This is a genomic window from Opitutus sp. GAS368, assembly GCF_900104925.1.
Lineage (GTDB): Bacteria > Verrucomicrobiota > Verrucomicrobiia > Opitutales > Opitutaceae > Lacunisphaera.
Genome location: NZ_LT629735.1, coordinates 1,638,743 through 1,659,951 on the forward strand (window position 1 = coordinate 1,638,743; position 21,209 = coordinate 1,659,951).

General features: G+C 64.1%; 23 protein-coding genes. 21 read left to right on the forward strand and 2 right to left on the reverse strand.

What is annotated here, in order from left to right:
- Positions 1–40 precede the first annotated feature (40 nt).
- Positions 41–376: a glutaredoxin domain-containing protein gene (locus BLU29_RS06965; protein WP_091056217.1), complete on the reverse strand. Its 336-nt coding sequence runs from the start codon at positions 374–376 to the stop codon at positions 41–43.
- Between the two features lie 95 nt (positions 377–471).
- On the opposite strand from BLU29_RS06965, the gene BLU29_RS06970 reads away from it, so the two are divergent.
- From BLU29_RS06970 to BLU29_RS06985, 4 genes are all read left to right on the forward strand, one after another.
- Positions 472–1,485: a DUF2891 domain-containing protein gene (locus BLU29_RS06970; protein ID WP_091056219.1), complete on the forward strand. Its 1,014-nt coding sequence runs from the start codon at positions 472–474 to the stop codon at positions 1,483–1,485.
- A 148-nt stretch (positions 1,486–1,633) separates the two neighbouring features.
- Positions 1,634–1,987: a DMT family protein gene (locus BLU29_RS06975; protein ID WP_091056220.1), complete on the forward strand. Its 354-nt coding sequence runs from the start codon at positions 1,634–1,636 to the stop codon at positions 1,985–1,987.
- Positions 1,988–2,124: 137 nt separating this feature from the next.
- A complete protein-coding gene (gene recA / locus BLU29_RS06980) occupies positions 2,125–3,201 on the forward strand; it encodes a recombinase RecA (RefSeq protein WP_091056222.1) in 1,077 nt (358 codons plus the stop codon).
- Positions 3,202–3,429: 228 nt separating this feature from the next.
- Positions 3,430–4,197, forward strand: coding sequence for a tetratricopeptide repeat protein (locus BLU29_RS06985; protein WP_172830228.1), 768 nt, complete (start codon positions 3,430–3,432; stop codon positions 4,195–4,197).
- A gap of 91 nt (positions 4,198–4,288) precedes the next feature.
- On the opposite strand, the gene BLU29_RS06990 is transcribed toward BLU29_RS06985, so the two are convergent.
- A complete protein-coding gene (locus BLU29_RS06990) occupies positions 4,289–4,789 on the reverse strand; it encodes a DUF3052 family protein (protein ID WP_091056225.1) in 501 nt (166 codons plus the stop codon).
- Between the two features lie 123 nt (positions 4,790–4,912).
- Here BLU29_RS06990 and mnmE point away from each other — a divergent pair, with 123 nt between their 5' ends.
- The 17 genes from mnmE to feoB all read left to right on the forward strand — a co-directional run bounded on the left by mnmE (position 4,913) and on the right by feoB (position 21,209).
- Positions 4,913–6,265 carry a tRNA uridine-5-carboxymethylaminomethyl(34) synthesis GTPase MnmE gene (gene mnmE / locus BLU29_RS06995; protein ID WP_091056227.1) on the forward strand — a complete coding sequence of 451 codons (1,353 nt, stop codon included), beginning with the start codon at positions 4,913–4,915 and terminating at the stop codon, positions 6,263–6,265.
- Positions 6,266–6,308: 43 nt separating this feature from the next.
- Positions 6,309–8,180, forward strand: coding sequence for a tRNA uridine-5-carboxymethylaminomethyl(34) synthesis enzyme MnmG (gene mnmG / locus BLU29_RS07000; protein ID WP_091056229.1), 1,872 nt, complete (start codon positions 6,309–6,311; stop codon positions 8,178–8,180).
- 103 nt (positions 8,181–8,283) lie between these two features.
- Positions 8,284–8,985, forward strand: a complete 702-nt coding sequence (locus BLU29_RS07005) for a response regulator transcription factor (protein WP_091056231.1) — start codon at positions 8,284–8,286, stop codon at positions 8,983–8,985.
- Positions 8,982–10,253, forward strand: a complete 1,272-nt coding sequence (locus tag BLU29_RS07010; protein WP_091056232.1) for an ATP-binding protein — start codon at positions 8,982–8,984, stop codon at positions 10,251–10,253. The genes BLU29_RS07005 and BLU29_RS07010 overlap by 4 nt, the downstream gene beginning before the upstream one ends.
- Before the next feature lie 125 nt (positions 10,254–10,378).
- Entirely contained in the window at positions 10,379–11,029 is a 651-nt protein-coding gene (locus BLU29_RS07015; protein ID WP_231962321.1) for an SAM-dependent methyltransferase, read from the forward strand.
- Positions 11,030–11,309: 280 nt separating this feature from the next.
- Positions 11,310–12,200: a F0F1 ATP synthase subunit A gene (locus BLU29_RS07020; RefSeq protein WP_197677778.1), complete on the forward strand. Its 891-nt coding sequence runs from the start codon at positions 11,310–11,312 to the stop codon at positions 12,198–12,200.
- Positions 12,201–12,269: 69 nt separating this feature from the next.
- A complete protein-coding gene (locus BLU29_RS07025) occupies positions 12,270–12,479 on the forward strand; it encodes an ATP synthase F0 subunit C (RefSeq protein ID WP_091056234.1) in 210 nt (69 codons plus the stop codon).
- A gap of 64 nt (positions 12,480–12,543) precedes the next feature.
- Positions 12,544–13,116, forward strand: coding sequence for a F0F1 ATP synthase subunit B (atpF, locus tag BLU29_RS07030; RefSeq protein WP_091056235.1), 573 nt, complete (start codon positions 12,544–12,546; stop codon positions 13,114–13,116).
- 8 nt (positions 13,117–13,124) lie between these two features.
- Positions 13,125–13,517 (forward strand): F0F1 ATP synthase subunit delta, encoded by a 393-nt coding sequence (locus BLU29_RS07035; RefSeq protein WP_091056237.1) that lies wholly within the window; start codon positions 13,125–13,127, stop codon positions 13,515–13,517.
- 30 nt (positions 13,518–13,547) lie between these two features.
- Positions 13,548–15,080, forward strand: a complete 1,533-nt coding sequence (gene atpA / locus BLU29_RS07040; RefSeq protein WP_091056238.1) for a F0F1 ATP synthase subunit alpha — start codon at positions 13,548–13,550, stop codon at positions 15,078–15,080.
- A gap of 136 nt (positions 15,081–15,216) precedes the next feature.
- Complete coding sequence (atpG, locus tag BLU29_RS07045; protein WP_091056240.1) at positions 15,217–16,092, forward strand: ATP synthase F1 subunit gamma; 876 nt, start codon at positions 15,217–15,219, stop codon at positions 16,090–16,092.
- Positions 16,093–16,143: 51 nt separating this feature from the next.
- On the forward strand, positions 16,144–16,488 hold the full coding sequence (locus BLU29_RS07050; protein ID WP_091056242.1) for a four helix bundle protein: 345 nt from the start codon (positions 16,144–16,146) through the stop codon (positions 16,486–16,488).
- Positions 16,489–16,542: 54 nt separating this feature from the next.
- Complete coding sequence (gene atpD, locus BLU29_RS07055) at positions 16,543–17,964, forward strand: F0F1 ATP synthase subunit beta (protein ID WP_091056243.1); 1,422 nt, start codon at positions 16,543–16,545, stop codon at positions 17,962–17,964.
- 101 nt (positions 17,965–18,065) lie between these two features.
- Complete coding sequence (gene atpC, locus BLU29_RS07060; RefSeq protein WP_091056245.1) at positions 18,066–18,473, forward strand: ATP synthase F1 subunit epsilon; 408 nt, start codon at positions 18,066–18,068, stop codon at positions 18,471–18,473.
- A gap of 83 nt (positions 18,474–18,556) precedes the next feature.
- Positions 18,557–18,811, forward strand: coding sequence for a FeoA family protein (locus BLU29_RS07065; RefSeq protein ID WP_091056246.1), 255 nt, complete (start codon positions 18,557–18,559; stop codon positions 18,809–18,811).
- Between the two features lie 10 nt (positions 18,812–18,821).
- Entirely contained in the window at positions 18,822–19,055 is a 234-nt protein-coding gene (locus tag BLU29_RS07070) for a FeoA family protein (RefSeq protein ID WP_091056248.1), read from the forward strand.
- A 3-nt stretch (positions 19,056–19,058) separates the two neighbouring features.
- Entirely contained in the window at positions 19,059–21,209 is a 2,151-nt protein-coding gene (gene feoB, locus BLU29_RS07075; RefSeq protein ID WP_091056250.1) for a ferrous iron transport protein B, read from the forward strand.

Consider the following 21,209-nt stretch of genomic DNA (forward strand, 5'->3'; position numbering starts at 1 on the left):
AAAGGCGGGCCGGAAAAATCATTCCTTCGTCGGCTTGCGCTCAGAAGAAGCGGACCGGTTTCGCGGCCATCTTCTCGTGCTCCTCGGCGGAGCAGCCGGCGTTGAGGGCGACGTTCACCGGGGCGGCGTTGGCCTGCACGAGGTTGTTGGCCAGCATGTAATTCTCGACCTCCTCGCCGGAAATGTCGGCCAGCATCACGCCGTCGATCTCGACGCAGGGCGACAGGGGCTGCCCGGACTTGCGCACCATCTCCTCGTAGTTGGCGCGGTTGTTGATGATGTCGATGTCCTCAAACGCGAGGTTGTGCTTGCGCATGATGGCGCGAACGCCGTTGGACCAGCCGCAAGAGGGTTTGAGATAGGCTTTGATTTTCATGGTGTGGTGCAGGAAGTGTGTGGACGGCACAACTTATGCGGCACCCTTTCTTCTTCAACTTAAACTTTCGCCCCGCATAGTCCCTTTCCCCGTCCGTGTCCGCCTCCTTTCCCATCCTTTCCGCCGTCCAGGCCTCGGAGTTCGCCCGCCTGGGCCTGACCAACATCCGCCGGGAGTATCCGCACTACCTGCAGCACATGCTGAACGGCCCCGCGGACGCCCGCCCGCCGCGCGAGCTGCACCCGGCCTTCTACGGCAGCTACGACTGGCACTCGTGCGTCCACCAGCACTGGATGCTGGTGCGCCTGTCGCTGATGTTCCCCAACCTCCCCGAGCGCGCCGAGATCAGCCGCGTGCTGCACGAGCACCTGACGGCCGAGAACATGCTCGCCGAGGCGGCGTATTTCCAGGCGCCGGGCCGCGAATTCTTCGAACGGCCCTACGGCTGGGCGTGGCTGCTCAAGCTGGCGCAGGAGGTCCGCGCCTATGATGCGCAGCTCGAGGTCAACATGGCGCCACTGGTCTCGTATATCCGCACCGGCTTCATGCGCTACCTGCGCGCGCTGACCACGCCGGTGCGCAACGGCATCCACGGCAACACCGCGGTGGCTGTCGCGCTCGTGCTCGGCCACGCCCGCGCGCACGACGACCAGGAGCTGAAGCTTTTCTGCACGTCGCGGGCCGCCTACTGGTTCGGCCACGACAAGGATTATCCGGGCCATTACGAGCCCTCCGGCGAGGATTTCTATTCCCCCTGTCTCGTGGAGGCCGGGCTGATGGCGCGCATCCTGCCCCGCGAGCAGTTTTTGCGCTGGTTCGACCTGTTCCTGCCGCGCCTCGCGCAGGGCCAGCCGGCCAACCTGCTCAAGCCCGCCAAGATCAGCGATCCGACCGACCCGAAGATCGCCCACCTGATCGGCCTCAACCTCAACAAGGGCTGGGTGTGGCGCCGGCTGGCGGGCCTGCTTGACGCCGAGGACCCGCGGCGCACGCTGGCCATCGAGGCCGGCGCGGCGCACTACGCCGCCGCCCTGCCCCTGCTCGACGCCCAGGACTTCAACCGCTCGCACTGGCTGCCGTCGTTCGCGGTGTATACGATGACGGAATAATGTAGGGCGGGATCACCGCATCCCGCCACGCAGGTTATATCACATACGAACGAAGGCGGGATGCGGTGATCCCGCCCTACAGATCATGCCGAGCGGCCGGGTAAATTTGTTCTAGCGGCCGGACGGCGGCTGCACAGCATTCCGGTTCATGAACACGATCCTGCTGCTCGCCGTTTCCAACGTTTTCATGACCTACGCCTGGTATGGGCACCTGAAGTATCTTCACGACAAGCCGCTGTGGGTCGCCATTCTCGCCTCCTGGGGCATCGCCTTCTTCGAATACTGCCTGATGGTGCCGGCCAACCGCCTCGGCTACGGCGCATGGAGCGGCTACCAGCTGAAGATCATGCAGGAGGCCATCACGCTGGTGGTGTTCGTCGGTTTCGCGTGGCTGGTGCTGGGCGAAAAACTGAAGTGGAACTACGCCGTGAGCCTCGCGTTCATCGGGCTGGCGGTGTTTTTCGCCTTCGGTTTCAACAAGGCGGCCGCGCCGGGTGCCTGAGAAATTCGCCGCCCTATTTTAGGCCGTTTTTCGGCCACTCCGCGCTTGCCGGGTGCGAACGCGGGCGAAAGGCTCCTGACATACTGTTGTCAGTCCCATCCGCTAGGATGCTGTTTTAACCCCTCATACACGATCCCATGTCCAAAGCCACCAAGTCCGACTCGCGCGTCGCTCCCGCCGAGAAGTCCTCCAATCCCGCCCGCGAGAAAAACATCGAGCTCGCCGTCTCTTCGATCACGAAGCAGTTCGGCGAGGGCTCGATCATGCGCCTCGGCAGCAACACCAAGATGAAGGTCGAGACCCTCTCGACCGGCTCCCTGGCCATCGACCTCGCCCTCGGCGTCGGCGGCCTGCCCAAGGGCCGCATCGTCGAGATCTACGGCCCGGAGTCGTCCGGCAAGACCACCTTCTGCCTGAGCGTCATCGCCGAGGCCCAGCGCAAGGGCGGCCTCGCCGCCTTCATCGACGTCGAACATGCCCTCGACCCGAAATACGCCAAGGTTGTGGGTGTCAGCCTCGACGACCTCCTGGTCTCCCAGCCCGATTCCGGCGAGGACGCGCTCAACATCATGGAGACGCTCATCCGCTCCAACAGCATCGACATCATCGTCCTCGATTCCGTCGCCGCCCTCATCACCAAGGCCGAGCTCGACGGCCAGATGGGCGACATGACCATGGGCAGCCAGGCCCGCCTCATGTCCCAGGCCATGCGCCGCCTCACCTCCGTCGTCAGCAAGACGAACTGCGTGTGCATTTTCACCAACCAGATCCGCGAGAAGATCGGCGTGATGTTCGGCAACCCCGAGACCACCTCCGGCGGCCGCGCGTTGAAGTTCTTCTCCTCGATCCGCATCGACATCCGGCGCAAGGACCAGCTCAAGACGCCCGACGGCAAGGTCATCGGCAACCGCACCAAGATCAAGGTCGTGAAGAACAAGGTCGCCCCGCCGTTCACCGAGGTGGAATTCGACATCATGTATGACGAGGGCATCTCGACGAGCGGCTCGCTCATCGACCTCGGCCTCGACCACAAGGTGCTCGAGAAGAAGGGCGCGTGGATCGCCTTCAACGGCGAGCTCGTCGGCCAGGGCCGCGAGGCTGCCAAGGAGGCCTTCCGCACGAACGCCGCCCTCGCCGCCAAGGTGACGGCCGCCATCCTCGAGAAGGTCAGCGTCAAGGGCGGCGAATCCATCACCGCCGAGACGGAAGACTGAGGCGTCCCGACTCCCCTTTTCAAACCGCAGCACCCGCTGCGGTTTTTTTGCGTCCTGTGTAGGGCGGGATCACCGTATCCCGCCTTCGTTCGAAACGGATATCATGTTCGAGGTGGGGTGCGGTGACCCCGCCCTACAATGTCAAAGCAAGACCGCGCCGTCCTCGCGCGGCCTTGCCAAATCGGAGCGGAACCCAATCCTGCCGGAGCCGTCCCAATGAGACCCGCCATGCACCCCACCCCGCGCCTGCTGCTGTCCCTGCTCTGCGCGAGTTTCGTCCCGCTGCTTGCCGCGAAGAAGGCTGCCGAACCCGCCGACGCCCCGCCCCAGCTGATTTCCACCACGGGTGGCGGGCCGAAATGGAAAAACGTCCCCGAACTGCTGGTGTTCGCCGCGAAGGGCGACCCAGCGGCATGCCTCGAGCTCGGTGACCGCAGCCTTGAGGGCGACGGTGTGCCGCGCGACGTGACCAAGGCCGCCGCGCTCTACGAACAAGCCGCCAAGGCCGGCGCAGCCGACGGCTGGTTCCGGCTCGGGAAAATCTATCACGACGGACTGCTTGATGCGCCGGACTACGGCCGGGCGCTGGAATATTTCACCACGGCAGCCAAGGCGGGCGTGGTCGAGGCGCAGCACAACATCGGCGCCATGCTCGTCAGCGCCCGCGGCGTGAAGCGCGACTACATCGAAGGCCTCGCCTGGTTGATCGTCGCCAAGCAGGCCGGAGCTCCGTCTGACGCCGAAACCCAGGTGCGCAACCGGATCGCGCGCCGCCCCGCCGATATCGCGGCCGCCGAGGCGCGCGCGGCTGAGATAGTCGGCGACCTGCCCAATGCCGTCGTGCACGCGACGTTGCTCAACAAGCCGATCGCACCCGTCGCTCCTCAGGCGGAGAAGCCGGCGCTCGCGGCGCCCAAGCCAGACCCAGTGGCTTCGCCCAAGATCGCGGTGCCGATGACGCCCACCCTGCAGGGCGTGACTCCCGGCAAGCCGTAGCGTTCTGTCACGTTTTTTTGTAGGAGCCTGCTTGCAGGCGATCAGGACGTGCAGCGTTTGAGACCAGTTCGAATCGCCTGCAAGCAGGCTCCTACAGGGACCACCCCTTGCGCCGGTCCTTCGGGATCACGAGCTTCAGCGCGGTGTGCGTCGCGGAAAAACCGCAGACCTTGTTGTCCACGAGTCCGGCGGCCCGCGCGGCTTTCATCACATCCGTGTCCTTGATCGTGGCCGCCTTGCCCTTGAGTGAAACGACCCAGATCGCCCCCGCGGGCTGCAGGTGCGTCTTCAGCGATTTCAATTCCGCCAGTTCCGCGGCGCTGTCGGCGGCGTAGAAGATGAAATCCAATGCGGCGCCTGATTTCCGGGGCGGCGGTGCGCCGAGGCGCTCTTGCGCCTGCGCGAGAAATTCCAGGTCGGTCACGCCCAACACGGCGATGCGCGAATCCGGTTTCACGCCCAGTTTGTCGATCAGGCTTTTCGGATAACGGATTTTCAACGCCCATTTCTCCGCCGTGGCCCGGTCGGCCAGGCCGAGTGTCGCGAAACCGCCGGTGTGCGTGATCTTCAGCGCCCCATCCGCAGCGAACATCTGGCTTCGAGTCCCATGGGAAGAAGCAAACACGGACGCCGGCGCGGCGCACGGTGAAAGTGATGCGCCGCCCCGGTGCTTTTCGCTTTTGCCTTAAGGGCGGGGTTCGTTTGCGTGAAGCGGATGTCCTTTTCCGGAGATACCATTGCGGCCCTAGCGACGCCGGCGGGCACGTCAGCGATCGCCATCGTGCGCGCCAGCGGCCCGCAGGTGGCGGAACTGGTACGGGCGATTTTCGGCCCCCCACCCCCGCCCCGCCAGGCGCAGCACGCGGATTATCGCGACCTTGGCGGTGCGCTCACGGACGACGTGCTCTTCACGTATTTTGCCGGGCCGAATTCGTTTACGGGTGAGGATACGGTGGAGATTTCCTGCCACGGAAATCCGTTCATCGCGCAAAAGATCCTCGAGGATCTGTTCGCTCGCGGCTGCCGGCCGGCGGAGGCCGGCGAATTCAGCAAGCGCGCCTTCCTGAACGGGCGCATGGACTTGAGCCAGGCAGAAGCCGTGATGGACCTCATCCATGCTCGCAGTGAACGTGCGTTGGCTGCGGCCAATCAGCAGCTGCGTGGCGCGCTTGGCCGGCACATGGACTCGCTTATCTCGCAGCTGGTCAATATCTTGGCGATGACCGAGGCCTATATTGATTTCCCCGAGGAAGACTTGCCGGACGAAGACCGAAAGAAAGTGCAGGCTCAACTCACGGAGCTGCTGACCGGCACCAGCCGCCTGCTGGCCACGACGCATTACGGCGAATTGCTGCGCGCGGGTATCAAGACCGTCATCCTCGGCGAGCCGAACGCGGGCAAGAGCAGTTTGCTCAACCGGCTCGTCGGCCGGGAGCGCGCGTTGGTCAGCCCCGAGCCCGGCACGACGCGCGATTACCTTGAGGAGCGCATCGCGATCGGACCGCACTGGCTGCGGCTGATCGACACGGCCGGGCTCAACGCCCTGCCTTCTCCGCTCGAGAAACGCGGTATCGACAAGACCCTCGAGCAGGCCGCCGAGGCGGATCTTTTCCTCTGGGTGATTGATTCCTCGCGGGCGCGGCCTGCGCTGCCGGATTCGCTCGCGTCGCGGATGTCACCGGCCAACACCATCGCCGTGTTCAACAAGATCGATCTGCCGCCAGGCACGCGCGGTGATTTGCCGCACGCTTTCCCAGTGGTGAACATTTCCGCGCTGCAAGGGACGGGTCTTGAAGCGCTCGAGATCGCCGTGGTCCGCTTGGCCGAGGCGTTCCACGTGGAAACTGGCGACGAGCTCATCGCGATCAACGCCCGCCATGCGCATGCCCTTGGACAAGCCAAGGCCGCCTTGATCAGCGCCGGGGAGAAACTTGCGGCTAATGAAGCCAGTGAGCTGGTGGCGAGCGACTTACGTGTTTCACTTGAGGCTTTTGGCCAGGTCGCCGGCAAAATAGACAACGAGAAAGTCCTCGATCGGCTCTTCGCCTCGTTTTGCATCGGAAAATGATACCATATCAAAATATATAATTTGATAAGGAATCTATCCAGTCGTGATTTATAACCCAAAGCCATTTGATGTGATCGTCTGCGGAGCGGGCCACGCGGGGGTGGAGGCGTGCTTGGCGGCCTCCCGGATGGGTGTCTCTACCCTGCTCCTCACTGGCAACATCGACACGATCGCCCAGATGAGCTGCAACCCGGCAATCGGCGGCCAGGCCAAGGGACAGATGGTCCGGGAAATCGACGCGTTGGGTGGCGAGATGGCGATCAATACTGACGTCACCGGGATCCAGTTCAGATTGCTCAATGAATCGAAGGGCCCGGCCGTGCAGTCGCCCCGCGCCCAATGCGACAAGAAAGCCTACCAATTCCGCCTTAAGCACACCTTGGAACTGCAACCAAACCTGCAGGTGTTTCAGGCCACCGTGACGGGGCTGATCTACAAGGACGGAAAGGTCGTGGGCTGTCGAACAAGCCTGGATATCGATTTCCTCGGGCAGACCGTCGTGATTACGACCGGCACGTTTCTGCGTGGACTGATGCACGTAGGTCAGAACAAGAACGAAGGCGGGCGGCTGGGGGACTTCAGTGCCAAGACCTTGTCGGGTAGTCTGCTGGAAGCGGGGATTGAGCTTCTCCGGCTGAAGACCGGAACTCCACCGCGCATCCTGGGCCGGAGTATCAATTTTAGCGGCCTGCAGGAGCAGAAGGGAGATGCCGAGCCGACGCTCTTTGCCTTCCATGACACCCGGGACCAAGGCGACCTGTTCCACGTGGAACAGACGGGGGAGCGCAGGGCTGGCTGGAAGCCGGGCAGTGAGCAGGTTTCCTGCTGGATGACCCATACCACACCGGAATCCGAACGCATCGTGCGGGACAACCTCCACAAGTCTGCGATGTATTCCGGGGAGATCGCCGGGGTGGGGCCACGCTATTGCCCCAGCATCGAGGACAAGTTTGTGCGCTTTGCCGATAAGCCCCGCCACCTCTTGTTTCTCGAACCAGAAGGGCGCAACACGAACGAATACTACATCAATGGACTGTCCACGAGCCTGCCGTTCGATGTGCAGCTGGACTTGGTCCACAGCATCCCGGGGCTTGAGCAGGCCATGTTGTTGCGGCCGGCCTATGCCGTCGAATACGACTTCGCGCCACCGACGCAGATGTTTCCTTCGCTCGAGTCGCGCAAGGTCGAGAATCTCTTCCTGGCCGGACAGATCAACGGCACCTCTGGCTATGAGGAGGCGGCCGCCCAAGGCTTGGTCGCTGGCGTGAACGCTGCCCTGAAGGCGAGGGGAGAGCCGCCGCTCATCATCCAACGCCATGAGGCCTATATCGGCGTCTTGATCGACGATTTGGTGACCAAGGGGACGACCGAACCTTATCGCATGTTCACGAGCCGGGCCGAGCACCGACTGCTCTTCAATCACGGCAGTGCCGAACTTCGCCTTTTCGAGCACGCAAAGATTCATAAACTGTTATCTGAAAGCCGTTTGAGAAAAATATCTGGCAAACTAAGCCAGATCACGCATTGGGAACAATACCTCGAGAACAATAAGACCACTGGCGGCTCGTGGGCCGACGCCATTCGTCGGGATAAAGCCGCGGCAGCGCTGCCGGCTGCATTTCTCACCGAGTCCAAGGAGGTGCGCGCGGAGGTGCTCTATCGCGTTACTTATCGCGGGTATTTGGAGCGCGAGCGGCGGCAGATCGAAAAACTGAAGGACGTAGAAAAAATCAAAATCCCCTCCTCGCTCGACTACCTGGCGATCCCGGGCCTGCGCCGCGAAAGCGCCCTGAAACTCAACCAACTTCGTCCGGAAAATCTTGGCCAAGCCGGCCGCATCAGCGGCGTGAATCCGGCCGACATCAGCATCCTGATGGTGCTGATCGCGGCCGGCCGGCGCGAAAAAAAGCCCTGAGCCACCCTGTGTCGCCTCGCCATGTGAGGTTGGTGTGACAATCTGGTGACGCCGGTTAATTCACTGGAAAGGCCCCTGCCACCGCCAATAATCGCCGCCAATAATGGAGAAGAAAAAGATACTGGTCGTCGACGACGAGCCCGATGTCACGGATTTGGTCGCCTACCACCTCAAGGCGAAGGGGTTTCACGTGGAAGCCATCAACGACGCCACGGCGAGCATCTCCAAGGCCCGCAACTACCAGCCCGATCTGCTCATATTAGACATAATGATGCCACACCTGAGTGGCATCCAGATCTGCCGGATCCTGCGCACCGACAACAAACTCGCGAAGGTCCCGATCATTTTCCTCACGGCCAAGGCCGAGCCGCATGACCGCATCGAGGGGCTCGAGTCCGGAGCCGACGACTACATGGGAAAGCCCTTCAGCCCGAAGGAACTCGTCCTGCGCGTGGAATCCATCCTGCGCCGCCTGGCCGCGCCCAAGGAAGCCGTCTCAGCCAAGCTGCATGTGGGCGACATTCTCCTCGAGAGCGACACCCATCGCGTGACCGTCCGGGGCGCCCTGCTCGAGCTCACGGCCACCGAGTTCAAGCTGCTCCGCCTGATGATGGAGCGCCAGGGCCGCGTGCAGACCCGCGAGCACCTGCTGCTCAACGTCTGGAATTATTCGACCGAGATCGAGACCCGCACGGTGGACACGCACGTCCGCCGCCTGCGCGAAAAACTCGGCCCGGAGGCGGGATGGATTGAAACCATCCGCGGGGTGGGGTATCGGATTGCCGACAAAAAACTGCCTGCATGACCGTCCTGCTTTCCGCCCTCCTCACCGCCGCCCTGCTGGGATTGCTGTGGGTGCTGCGGAGGCAGAACCGGGCGCTGCAGCACCTGCGCGAGGCCGTGCGCCGCGGCCAGCCGCTGTTGCGCGAGGAATCCTCCGACGGCGGCCTGCCGGCCTGGCCCGCGCTGACCGAAACGGTCAACCAGCTCATCACCGACAACTCCGCCCTCCGCCAGCAGCGCACCGACCAGCTGGCCCAGCTGGAAGCCACCCTCGGCAACCTGCGCGAGGCGGTCCTGATCGTGGACGAGTCCAATTACATCCACCTGGCCAACCGCGCGCTGCGAGAGATTTTTCCCGGCACCCGCGACCTGGTGAACCTGCGGCTCGAACTGATCGTGCGCAGCGGGCCGTTCCTCGACTACGTGCGCGCCACCCGCGCGGGCAAGGAACTGCCCCGCGAGGAATTCGAGATCATCGATGGCTCGAACCTGCACTGGATCGAGGCCTCCGGTGCGCCCATCCCGTCCCCCGACGGCAAATCGCAGTGGGCGCTGTTCGTGATCCATGACCTCACCAGCCAGCGCAAGCTCGAGCGCGTCCGACGCGATTTCGTCGCCAACGCCTCGCACGAGCTGCGCACGCCGCTGAGCATCATCAAGGGTTACATCGAGACGCTCGTCGATGGCCACGAGACCATGGCGCTGGAGGACCGGGCGAAGTTTTTGAAAACCATCCAGCGCCACAGCGACCGTCTGAAGTCGATCATCGACGATCTGCTGGTCCTCTCCCGCCTGGAATCGGCGACCCCGGGGTTGAAGTTCGCCCCCCTGACCCTCGCGCCCTTCTTCCACGGCCTCGCCGAGGAGTATCGCCGGCGGCCGGCCGGCGCCGACCACGACATCGTGGTCAACGTGCCCGCGGAAATGGGGCCGGTGGAAGCCGACAGCGACAAGCTCACGCAGGTCTTCGGCAATCTCCTCGAGAACGCGCTCAAATACACCCCGAAGGGCTCACGGGTGGAAATCGGCGCGCAAGCCACGATGGAGGACGAGATCGAGTGCTATGTCCGCGACAACGGCACCGGCATCCCCGCCGAGGACCTCCCGCACATCTTCGAGCGCTTTTTCCGCGTGGAGAAGGGCCGCTCGCGCGAGACCGGCGGCACCGGCCTCGGCCTCAGCATCGTGAAGCACATCGTGCAGCTGCACGGCGGCCGGGTCTGGGCGGAAAACCGCGAGAGCGGTGGACTGGCCATCCTCGTCCGGCTGCCCCGGGTGCAGAAGGCCTGAGTGCCCCAAGGTGGCGCGGCCTGACCCCAGGACGCTTCTCCCCTCAGCGCGCTGAGGTCAGCGCGCCCCACCCATTTGCGATTTGGCTCTTGGCGTTTGGGATTTTTCCAGACCAATGGGGCGCGTTGACCTACAAGCCCGAGTTTCTCGCCCGCATCACCGAACGCCGGGCCGCGTTGCGCGCGGAGCTCGCGGCGCTGCTACCGGCGCGCCCGGCGCTCACCTGGGAGATCGGCTCCGGCCACGGGCATTTCCTCGTGCAGTATGCGGCGGCGTTCCCCGAAAAATTCTGCGTGGGCGTGGACATCATCCGCGACCGGCTGAACCGCAGCGGCAAGAAGCGCGACCGGGCGAAACTGGCCAACTGCCATTTCGTGCAGGCCGAGGCCCGGGAGTTCTTCGACGCCCTGCCGTCCGGCGCGACCCTGCAGGAGATCTGGGTGCTCTTTCCCGACCCGTGGCCCAAGAAGCGCCACCACAAGAACCGGATCCTGCAAGCCGACTTCTTCGAGGCTCTGGCCAACCGGGCGGGGGAGGGCACGCGGCTCTATTTCCGCACCGACCACACCGAGTATTTCCGCGCGGTCGCGACGCTGCTGCCGGCGCTGAAAACCTGGCGACTCGATCCGGCCGCGCCGTGGCCGCTGGAGCAGGAAACCGTCTTTCAGGCCCGGGCTCCCGCCTACCAGTCGCTGGTGGCGGTCAGGACATCACATCCAGCCACACCAACAGAAACAGCTGCCCCAAGGCCGCCACCCCCAGTAGGCCCCAGGTAATCTGCATGAAGACATTGTGCGCGAGCTTGCGTTCGCCATTCGGGCGGTGCGGCGGCTCGGTCCCGGCGAGCAAGTCCTGCGTGGCTTGGTCCATCCTTTACAAATGACCGCAAGACCGAGGCCGAGGCAAGCCGGCTTCGTCATTAGTTCTGACTGGTTGAAGTTACGGCGGGGCTAATTCCACCAAACTCTTGGGCTTTTTTGATTTCGAGGGTTGACCCTTTGAAGGGCTAAAACCTACCTATTTGGGCTCCCTCCGAGACACCCCACCGGAAAATAAATGCACACTGTTAAGAAACTCCTTGGTCTGGCTGCCGCTCTGAGCTTTGCGACGGTTTCGTTCGCCGCGGAAGAAGGCGAGGGAGTCGCCCCGGCCGCCGCCAAACTGGTTGATTTCGGCAACGGCTGGGCGATCACGAACAGCATGGCCACCGGTTGGGTCACCTCGGCGGTGTTTATTGCCCTCATCCTGCTCGCGATCCGTCAGCCCAAGATTCTTCCCGGCAAGGCCCAGTCGGTTTTCGAATCTCTGCTCGAGGCCCTGCGCGACCTTTTCGAGCCGATCATCGGCAAAAAGGCGTTCCCGGCCGCGTTTCCGCTGCTCGTCACTCTTTTCATCTTCATTCTGATCCATAACTGGATGGGCCTGCTGCCGGGCGTCGGCACCCTCGGTTGGGGCCACGACGTCGACGGGCAGTTCCACCTGACCAGCCCTTGGATCCGTCCGTTCAACTCGGACTTCAACGGCACCATCGCCCTCGCCCTGGTTTCCTTCGGCGCCTACCTCGTCATCATCTTCAAATACGCCGGCCCAAAGCTCATCCTGTGGGACCTCTTTGGCAACAAGGCCGACAAGAAGGAAACCCCCGCCTGGCTCTATCCCTTTCTGTCGCTCGTCTTCCTAATCGTCGGCTTCATCGAGGTGTTCTCGATCATGATCCGGCCGTTCACCCTGTCGGTGCGCCTGTTCGGCAATGTGTTCGGCGGCGAAAACCTCCTCCACGGCACGGGCTTCATCTTCGTGTTCTACTTCATGGAGCTGCTCGTCGGCCTCATCCAGGCCGTCGTCTTCACCCTGCTTTCCTCCGTTTACATCGGCCTTATCTGCAACCACGGCGACGATCATGACCACGATCACGCCGAAGGGCATGCCGCCGAATCCCACCACTGACCACTTTACCGCCGGGAGCGTGCCTCGCGTGCGCACGGCGGCAACCGCAACCACAAATCCATCCACCATATGTATCCCATCCTCGCTGAACTCACTGGCAACGTCGCCAGCGCCTTCGGTCTTCTCGGCGGCGCCATCGGCGTCGGTCTCATCGGCCAGAAGGCCGCCGAAGCCGTCGGCCGCAATCCCGGCGCGTCCGGCAAGATCCTCGTCCAGGCCATCATCGGTATGGCGCTCGCCGAAGGTCTCGGCATCCTCGCGCTGTTCCTCGCGAAGTAATCATCCCGTTTGAACCGGCGGCGCGCCGCCTCTTCCGCTTCGCGCCGCCAATCCCTTTCCCGCCATGCTGACCCTCCTGCTTGCCGTCACCGAACCCGCCGCCCACGGCGCCGCTCCCGGTCCCATCGAAGGCCTGAAAGAGACCTTCATGCACTTCGGCGTCGAACCGAAGCTGCTCGCGATGCAGATTGTCAGCTTCCTGATCCTCTTCGGCATCCTCTACTGGTTCGGCATCAAGCCCACCATCGCCACGATGGAGGAGCGCAACAGGAAGATCGCCGACGGCCTGAAGCACGCCGAGGAGACGCAGGCCCGTCTCGCGGCCGCCGCCACGGAGAGCGCCGCCCTCATCAAGGCCGCCCAGCTCGACGCTTCGAAGCTCGTCGACGAGGCCCGCAAGTCCGCGAAGGAGTTCGCCGACCGGCAGAACGCCGAGGCCACCACCCGCGCCGCCGACACCCTCGCCAAGGCCCAGCAGGCCATCGAGCTCGAGCACAAGAAAATGCTCAACGAGGCCCGCGGCGAGATCGCCCGCCTCGTCGTCAAGACCACCGAGCAGGTCCTCGCCAAGAAGCTCTCCGACGCCGATCGCGCCGCCTACAACGACGCCGCGAGCAAGGAACTGTCCGTCAGCTGATTTAAAAGATGCGCGCCGACAAAAAGACCAAGGCCCTCGCGAAGCAGCTCTTCAAGCTGAGTGTCGTCAACGGCACCGTTTCGCCCGAGCAGGTCACCGGCGTCCTCGGCTACATTGAGAAGAACGTCCCGCGTCACGGTCTCGCCGTCCTCAAGCTCTACCACCGCGCCATCACGACCGAGCTCGCCAAGTCCAACGCCGTCGTCGAGCATGCCGGCCCGATCGGTGACAGCACGCTGCAATCGATCGAGGCGGCCATGACCCGGAACTATTCCCGCCCGGTCACCGCCACCGCGAAGCCCAACCCGAAGCTGCTCGCCGGCCTCCGCGTCCGCATCGGCTCCGATGTCTACGAGTCCACCATCGCCGGCCAGCTGGCCGCCCTTTCGTCCGCCGTCTAACCCCGCGTTTCCCTTTAACCACCACTCAGGATGAGCACCGTCATCGACCAGATTGAACAACAGATCGCCAGGCTCTCGAGCAAGGCCGTCAAGAAAAACACCGGCACCATCCGCTCCGTCGCCGACGGCGTGGCCAAACTCGACGGTCTCTCCGACGTCATGTATAACGAGATGGTCCAGTTCCCGGGCGGCGCCATCGGCATTGCGCTCAACCTCGAGGAAGACGAGGTCGGCTGCGTCGTCCTTGGCGACGTCTCCTCCTTGAAGGAAGGCGACGAGGTCCAGACCACCGGCAAGCTCCTCTCCGTCCCCGTCGGCCGCGCCCTCCTCGGCCGCGTCGTCGACGCCCTCGGCCGCCCGGTCGACGGCAAGGGCCCGATCGACAGCAAGGAATTCTACCCCGTCGAGAAGATCGCCCCGGGCATCATGGTCCGCAAATCCGTCACCCAGCCGCTCTTCACCGGCATCATGGCCATCGACTCCATGATCCCGATCGGCCGCGGCCAGCGCGAGCTCATCATCGGCGACCGCGGCACGGGCAAGACCACCATCTGCATCGACACCATCATCAACCAGGCGCGCATCAACAAGGTCGGCCTGGCCTCGGGCAACAAGGACTTCCGCCCGGTCTACTCGATCTACGTCGCCGTCGGCCAGAAGCAGTCGAACGTCGTCCGCACCATCTCGGCCCTCGAGGCCGCCGGCGCGCTCGAATACACCGTCATCGTCTCCGCCACCGCGGCCGACAATCCCGCCAACCAATACCTCGCCCCGTTCTCCGGCGCGGCCATCGGCGAATGGTTCATGGAAAACGGCATGGATGCGCTGATCGTCTATGACGATCTCTCCAAGCACGCCGTCGCCTACCGCCAGATCTCGCTCATCCTGAAGCGTCCTTCCGGCCGCGAGGCGTATCCGGGCGACGTGTTCTACCTCCACTCCCGCCTCCTCGAGCGCGCCGCGCGCCTCGACGGCAAGGGCTCGCTCACCGCGCTGCCCGTCATCGAGACCCAGGCCGGCGACGTGTCCGCCTACATCCCGACCAACGTCATCTCGATCACCGACGGCCAGATCTTCCTCGAGACCGATCTCTTCAACCAGGGCATCCGCCCCGCGGTGTCCGTCGGTCTTTCCGTGTCCCGCGTCGGTTCGTCCGCGCAGATCAAGGTCACCAAGCAGGTCGGCGGCAAACTCAAGGGCGAGCTCGCCCAGTTCCGCGAGCTCGCGGCCTTCGCGCAATTCGGTTCCGACCTCGACGCCAAGACCAAGGCCCAGCTCGAGCGCGGCGCCCGTATCGTCGAGCTCTTCAAGCAGCCGCAGCTCAACCCGCTCTCCATCGAGGTCCAGGCCTCCATCCTCTGGGCCCTCCAGAAGAATTACTTCGACGCCATCGAGGTGAAGAACGTCGTGGCCGCCGCCAGCGCATGGAAGGACTACCTCACCAGCCGGAAGGACGCCCTTCTCGCCAAGATCCGCAACGAGGCCAAGCTCTCCGACGAGATCGAGGCCGGCCTCAAGGCCGCGGCCGACGAGTGGAAGGCGACGTTCGTCACGAAAGCTTGAAGAACTGAAAAGCTGAACGGCTGAATATCTTCATCCTTCCCCCAAAACGAAAGTGCGCACCCGCTTCAATCGCCTGCCGTCCCGCCTGACTGGCTTCAGCCCTTCAGCCCTTCAGCCTTTCAGCCTTTCGTAATCCATGGCCTCCACCCGCGACATCCGCCGGCGCATCAAGTCGGTCAAGAACACCCGCCAGATCACCAAGGCGATGGAGCTCGTCGCCGCGTCGAAGATGAAGAAGGCGCAGTCGGCCGCCCTCGCGGGCCGGCCCTACGCCCAGCTGATGGCCGACATGCTCGCCGCGCTCGCCGGTCGCGTCGAAAACATCTTCGAGCATCCCCTGATCGCCAAGCGCGAGGTGAAGACCCGCGGCATCCTGGTGGTTTCGACCGACAAGGGCCTGTGCGGTCCGCTCAACGCCAACCTCTTCAAGCTCGTCACCGAGATCAAGACGCCCGCCAAGTATGTGGCCATCGGCCGCAAGGGCGCGCAGTTCCTCGCCCGCACCAAGCGCGACATCCTCGCCGACTTCACCGTCTCCGACCGCGCGGCGTTCAACGAGGTGAAGGTCGTCGTCGAGTTCATGGTGAAGCTGTTCCTCGAGGGCACGATCGACACCGTCGAGGTCATCTACCCGCGCTACAAGAACACCCTCGTGCAGGAGGCCATCATCCGCCCGGTGCTCCCGCTGACCAACGTCCGCGAGTTCATCGCGCAGAACCGCACCGGCGCCGACGGGGTGAAGTTCACCGACGACCGCGACATGCTGTTCGAGCCGGATGTGAAGTCCGTGCTCGAGGCCCTGCTGCCGTTCTACGTCAACCGCTACATCTACCAGCTCGTCCTCTCCGCCAAGGCCTCCGAGCAGAGCGCCCGCATGGTCGCGATGAAGACCGCCAAGGACAACGCCACCAAGCTCCTCGGCGACCTCACGCTGGAATACAACAAGGCCCGCCAGGCGGGCATCACCCAGGAAATTCTCGAGATCGCGGCCGCCGCCTTCTCCGCCACGTAAAGGCCGGATAACTGAAGGACTGAAAAGCTGAAACGGGCCAATGAAAAACCAATGTTCCATCAACACGGAGACCTGCGAGACCGCACGCGCGAGTTTGCGCGCCGGATCGCCCGTGCTTGCCGGACACTTCCCGGACGGGACAACGTCGCCCGCGTGTGGGGCGACCAGCTTCTTCGTGCCGGCGGCTCCGTCGGCGCAAACTATCGCGAAGCGCAACGTGGTCGGTCGCGCGCGGAATACCGTTCCAAGCTCGGCGACTGCCTTCGTGAAGCCGATGAATCGTTGTTCTGGATGGAGCTCCTCGAGCTTGAGGGCTGTTTCAAGCCCGCGCTTATCGGCCCGCTCAAGCAGGAAGCCGGCGAGCTTGTCGCCATCTTTGTCACCCTTCTCAAATAACCCGCTGAAGTATTTCAGCTATTCAGCCATTCAGTCTTTCAGCCCTTCCTCCCCATGAGCAATACCGGCAAAATCGTCCAAGTCATCGGCGCCGTCGTCGACGTGCAGTTCGCCGAGAACTCCATCCCGCCCATCTACCAGGCGCTGACCATCAGCTTCACCGTCTCCGGCAAGAAAGAGCTCCTGACGCTCGAGGTGCAGCAGCACCTCGGCGCCGGCGTGGCCCGGGCCATCGCCATGTCCTCCTCCGAGGGTCTCGTGCGCGGCATGGAGGTCGTCGACACGGGCGCCCCGATCACTGTCCCCGTGGGCGACTGCGTGCTCGGCCGCATCTTCGACGTCACCGGCAACGCCGTGGACGGCAAGGGCCCGGTCAATTTCACCAAACGCTACCCGATCCACCGCCCGGCTCCCTCGCTGACCGACCAGAATACCAAGGCCGAGATCCTCGAGACCGGCATCAAGGTCATCGACCTCATCTGCCCCTTCATCAAGGGCGGCAAGGCCGGCGCCTTCGGCGGCGCCGGCGTCGGCAAGACCGTCGTCATTCTCGAGCTCATCAACAACATCGCCAAGGCGCACGGCGGCTACTCCGTGTTCGCGGGCGTCGGCGAGCGTTCCCGCGAGGGCAACGACCTTTACCACGAGATGTCCGAGGCCGGCGTCATCAACCAGAAGGACCTCAGCAAGTCCAAGGTCGCGCTGGTCTACGGCCAGATGAACGAGCCCCCGGGTGCCCGTATGCGCGTCGCGCTCTCGGCCCTCGCGATGACCGAGTATTTCCGCGACGAGAAAAACCAGGACGTGCTTCTCTTCGTCGACAACATCTTCCGCTTCTCGCAGGCCGGCTCCGAGGTGTCCGCGCTCCTCGGCCGCTCGCCGTCGGCCGTCGGTTACCAGCCGACGCTCGCCAACGAGATGGGCTTACTCCAGGAGCGCATCACCTCGACGAAGAAGGGCTCCATCACCTCCGTGCAGGCCGTCTACGTGCCCGCCGACGATCTGACCGACCCCGCGCCGGCCAACACGTTCGCGCACCTTGACTCCACGATCGTGCTCGAGCGCTCCATCGCCGAGCTCGGCATTTATCCCGCGGTCGATCCGCTCGCTTCCGTGTCGAAGGCCCTCCAGCCCGACATCGTCGGCGAGGAGCACTACAAGGTCGCCCGCGAGGTGCAGCGCGTCCTCCAGCGCTACAAGGATCTTCAGGACATCATCGCGATCCTCGGCCTCGACGAGCTCTCCCCCGAGGACAAGCTCATGGTCTACCGCGCCCGCAAGATCCAGCGCCTCCTCTCGCAGCCGTTCGCGGTCGCCGAGGTGTTCACCGGCACGCCGGGCAAATACGTTCCCGTCAAGGAGACCGTCCGCGGCTTCAAGATGATTCTCGACGGCGAGCTCGATCACGTGGCCGAGGGTGACTTCTACATGAAGGGCGGCATCGACGAGGTCATCGCCACTTCTGCGAAGAAATAACCCGCGTTCCACGCGAAGTAACAGGTAACAAGTTCCAAGTAACAAGAGCCCAAGCCATCAATCCTGATACTTGATCCTTGTCACTTAATCCTTCCTGCAAAATGCCCCTCACCCTCGAAATCGTCACTCCGGAAGCCAAGGTGTATACCGACACCATCGACTCCGTCGTCGTCCCGACGGTCGAGGGCGAGATCGGCGTGCTGCCCGGCCACATCCCGCTGCTTGCCCAGGTTGCGGACGGTGAGCTCCGCGTGACCAAAGGCGGCGCCACTTCGTGGCTCGCCGTCGGCGGCGGCTTCGCACAGATTGAGGGCGACCGCGTCCGCGTGCTTGCCGAGCACGCGATCACCGAGGAGAAGATTGACGAACACGTCGTCGAAGCCGCCATGAAGCGCGCCCAGGACGAGCTCAAGGCCGCCAAGGACATGGACCCGCAGCAATACGAGCACCTGCAGAGCCTCGTGCGCTACGCCGGCGTCCAACTCGCCGTCAAACGCCGTCGCCGGTAAACCATTCGCCCTGAGTAATCTACGGTAGTAGATTGACCCGGGGCTTTTTTCTGATTCTGTCCTGATACTCAGTCTCATCTTCAATGCCCACCCCGCACCTCCACCTCTCACCCCTGTGCCAGCTTCCCGCCGGTACCACCGGCCGCGTGTGCGAGCTGACCGGCGACGACAGCTTCTGCCAGCGTGTCCGCGAGATGGGTTTTGGCGAGGCCGCCCTCGTGACCAAGGTTTCCGGCAACACCACGATCCTCTGCCAGGTGAACGGCACCCGCCTCGCCCTCAGCCACGGCGCAGCCATGAACATCCTCGTGGAGCCGCTGCCCGAAAGCGCGCGCTGAAGCCCGCGCCATGTCCGCCTCGCTCAAACTTTCGGAGCTCGCGCTTGGCGCCAGTGCACGCGTGAAGGATTTCCCGAAGACCGGCGCGACCTTCGTCCGCCTGCGCGAGATGGGCCTGCTGCCCGGCACGACCGTCACCTTCGTGCGCGCGGCGCCGCTCGGCGACCCGCTGGAGTTCAAGCTCCGCGGCTACCACCTGACGCTGCGCCGGGCCGAGGCCGCGCAAATCACCGTGGAGTCCTGAGCCGTGCCCGAACTGCCTCCGCATATTGTATCTTCGGGCAAGAAACGTGCCGCGCACAGCGATCGCACGCCGATCTACGCGCTGGTCGGCAATCCCAACTGCGGCAAGAGCACGCTCTTCAACGCCCTCACCGGCCTGAAGCAGAAGGTCGGCAACTATCCGGGCGTCACCGTCGAGAAGAGGATGGGCGAGACCTACTCGCAGCACGGCAAACCGATCAAGCTCATCGATCTTCCGGGCGCGTATTCGCTCGCGGCCCGTTCGCCGGACGAGGCGGTCACGCGCGACGTGCTCCTCGGCCGTCGCACCGACACGCCGCAGCCCGACCGCATCCTTTGCATCGTCGATGCCACCAATCTCGAGCGGAACCTCTACCTCGTCCACCAGATCCTCGATCTCGGCCGCCCCGTCATCCTCGTCGTGAACATGATGGACCTCGCGAAAACCGCCGGCTTGCAGGTCCGCGTCGGCCGCCTCGAGCAGGAACTGGGCATCCCGGTCATCGCCTGCGAGGCGGTCAACGGCAAGGGCCTCGTCGAGCTGAAGCTCGCCATGAGCCGCATCGACCTGCCGCTCGCGCGCCACAGCTGGGATGTGCCCGCCGCCGTCGCCCCCGCCGTGGCCGAGCTGCAGGCGGCCCTCACCGACCGCGACGATCGTTCGCCGCTCGTCGCGCGCGCCGAGGCACTGCTGTTGTTGACCGATTTCGACACCGTGCGCGTCGCCGGCTCCACCCCGCTCAGCCAGCGCACGACGGACATCCTCGCGCACTGGCAGCAGCGCTGGGAAGGTGAGGGGACCGACTGGTCCGGCACGCTCGTCGCCAGCCGCTACGAATCCATCGCCAAGCTGTGCACCAACCTGGTCCAGCAATCGGGGGTCACGGGCCCATCCGCATCGGACAAGATCGATGCCGTCGTCATCCACCCGCTCTGGGGCTGGCTGGTGCTCGGCGGCGTGATGACCGCGCTGTTTCTTTCCATTTTCACGTTCGCCGAGATCCCGATGAACTGGATCGACGCCCATATCGCCTCGTTCGCCACCTGGGTGCAGGGCGTGATGGCCCCGGGTGACTTGCGCGACCTGTTCACCGACGGCGTCATCTCCGGCGTCGGCGGCGTGCTGGTGTTCCTGCCGCAGATCCTGATTTTGTTTTTCTTCATCGGGCTGCTCGAGAACACCGGCTACATGGCGCGCGCCGCGTTCATCATGGACCGGCTGATGAGCCGGGTCGGCTTGAACGGCAAGTCGTTCATCCCGCTGCTCAGCTCCTACGCCTGCGCGATTCCCGGCATCATGGCCACGCGCACCATCGAGGATCCCAAGGACCGGCTCGTGACCATCCTCGTTGCGCCGCTGATGAGCTGCTCGGCCCGGCTGCCCGTCTACCTGCTGATGATCGCGGCGCTGCTGCCGGGCGACGCCGTGCCGGCGCTGACCAAGGCCGGGATCATGCTGCTCATGTATGCGCTCGGCACGCTGGGCGCGTTCGGTTTCGCGTGGCTTTTCAAGCGCACCCTGCTGAAGGGCGCGCCGCCGATGATGATCATGGAACTGCCGCCTTACCGCCTGCCGCGGCTGCGCGACGTGGCCCTGCAGATGTTCGAGCGCGCCGGCCTGTTTCTGAAGCGCGCCGGCACCATCATCCTTGGCATCAGCATCGTGCTCTGGTTCCTCACCGCCTACCCGAAGCACCCGGATCCCGCTGCGACGGCCACCGAGCAGATCGCCCAGAGTTTCGCCGGCCGCGCCGGCCACGCCCTCGAGCCCGTCATCAAGCCGCTCGGTTTCGACTGGCGCGTCGGCATCGGGCTCATCACCTCGATGGCGGCGCGCGAGGTGTTCGTCAGCTCGATGGCCGTCGTGTTCAGCGTCGACAACTTCGCGGGCGGCAAAAACGCCGACGTCGCGCCCCTGCGCCGCTCGCTCACCACGGCCACCTGGCCGGGCGGGGCCAAACTTTTCACCCCGCTCGTTTGCCTCACGCTCATGGTGTATTATGTTTTCGCCATGCAATGCATGAGCACCGTCGCCGTGGTGCGGCGTGAGACCAATGGCTGGAAATGGCCGCTGTTCCAGTTCGCCTACATGACCGGCACCGCGTGGGTTGTGTGCTTCGTCATCTACCAGACCGGCCGCGCGCTGGGTTACTGA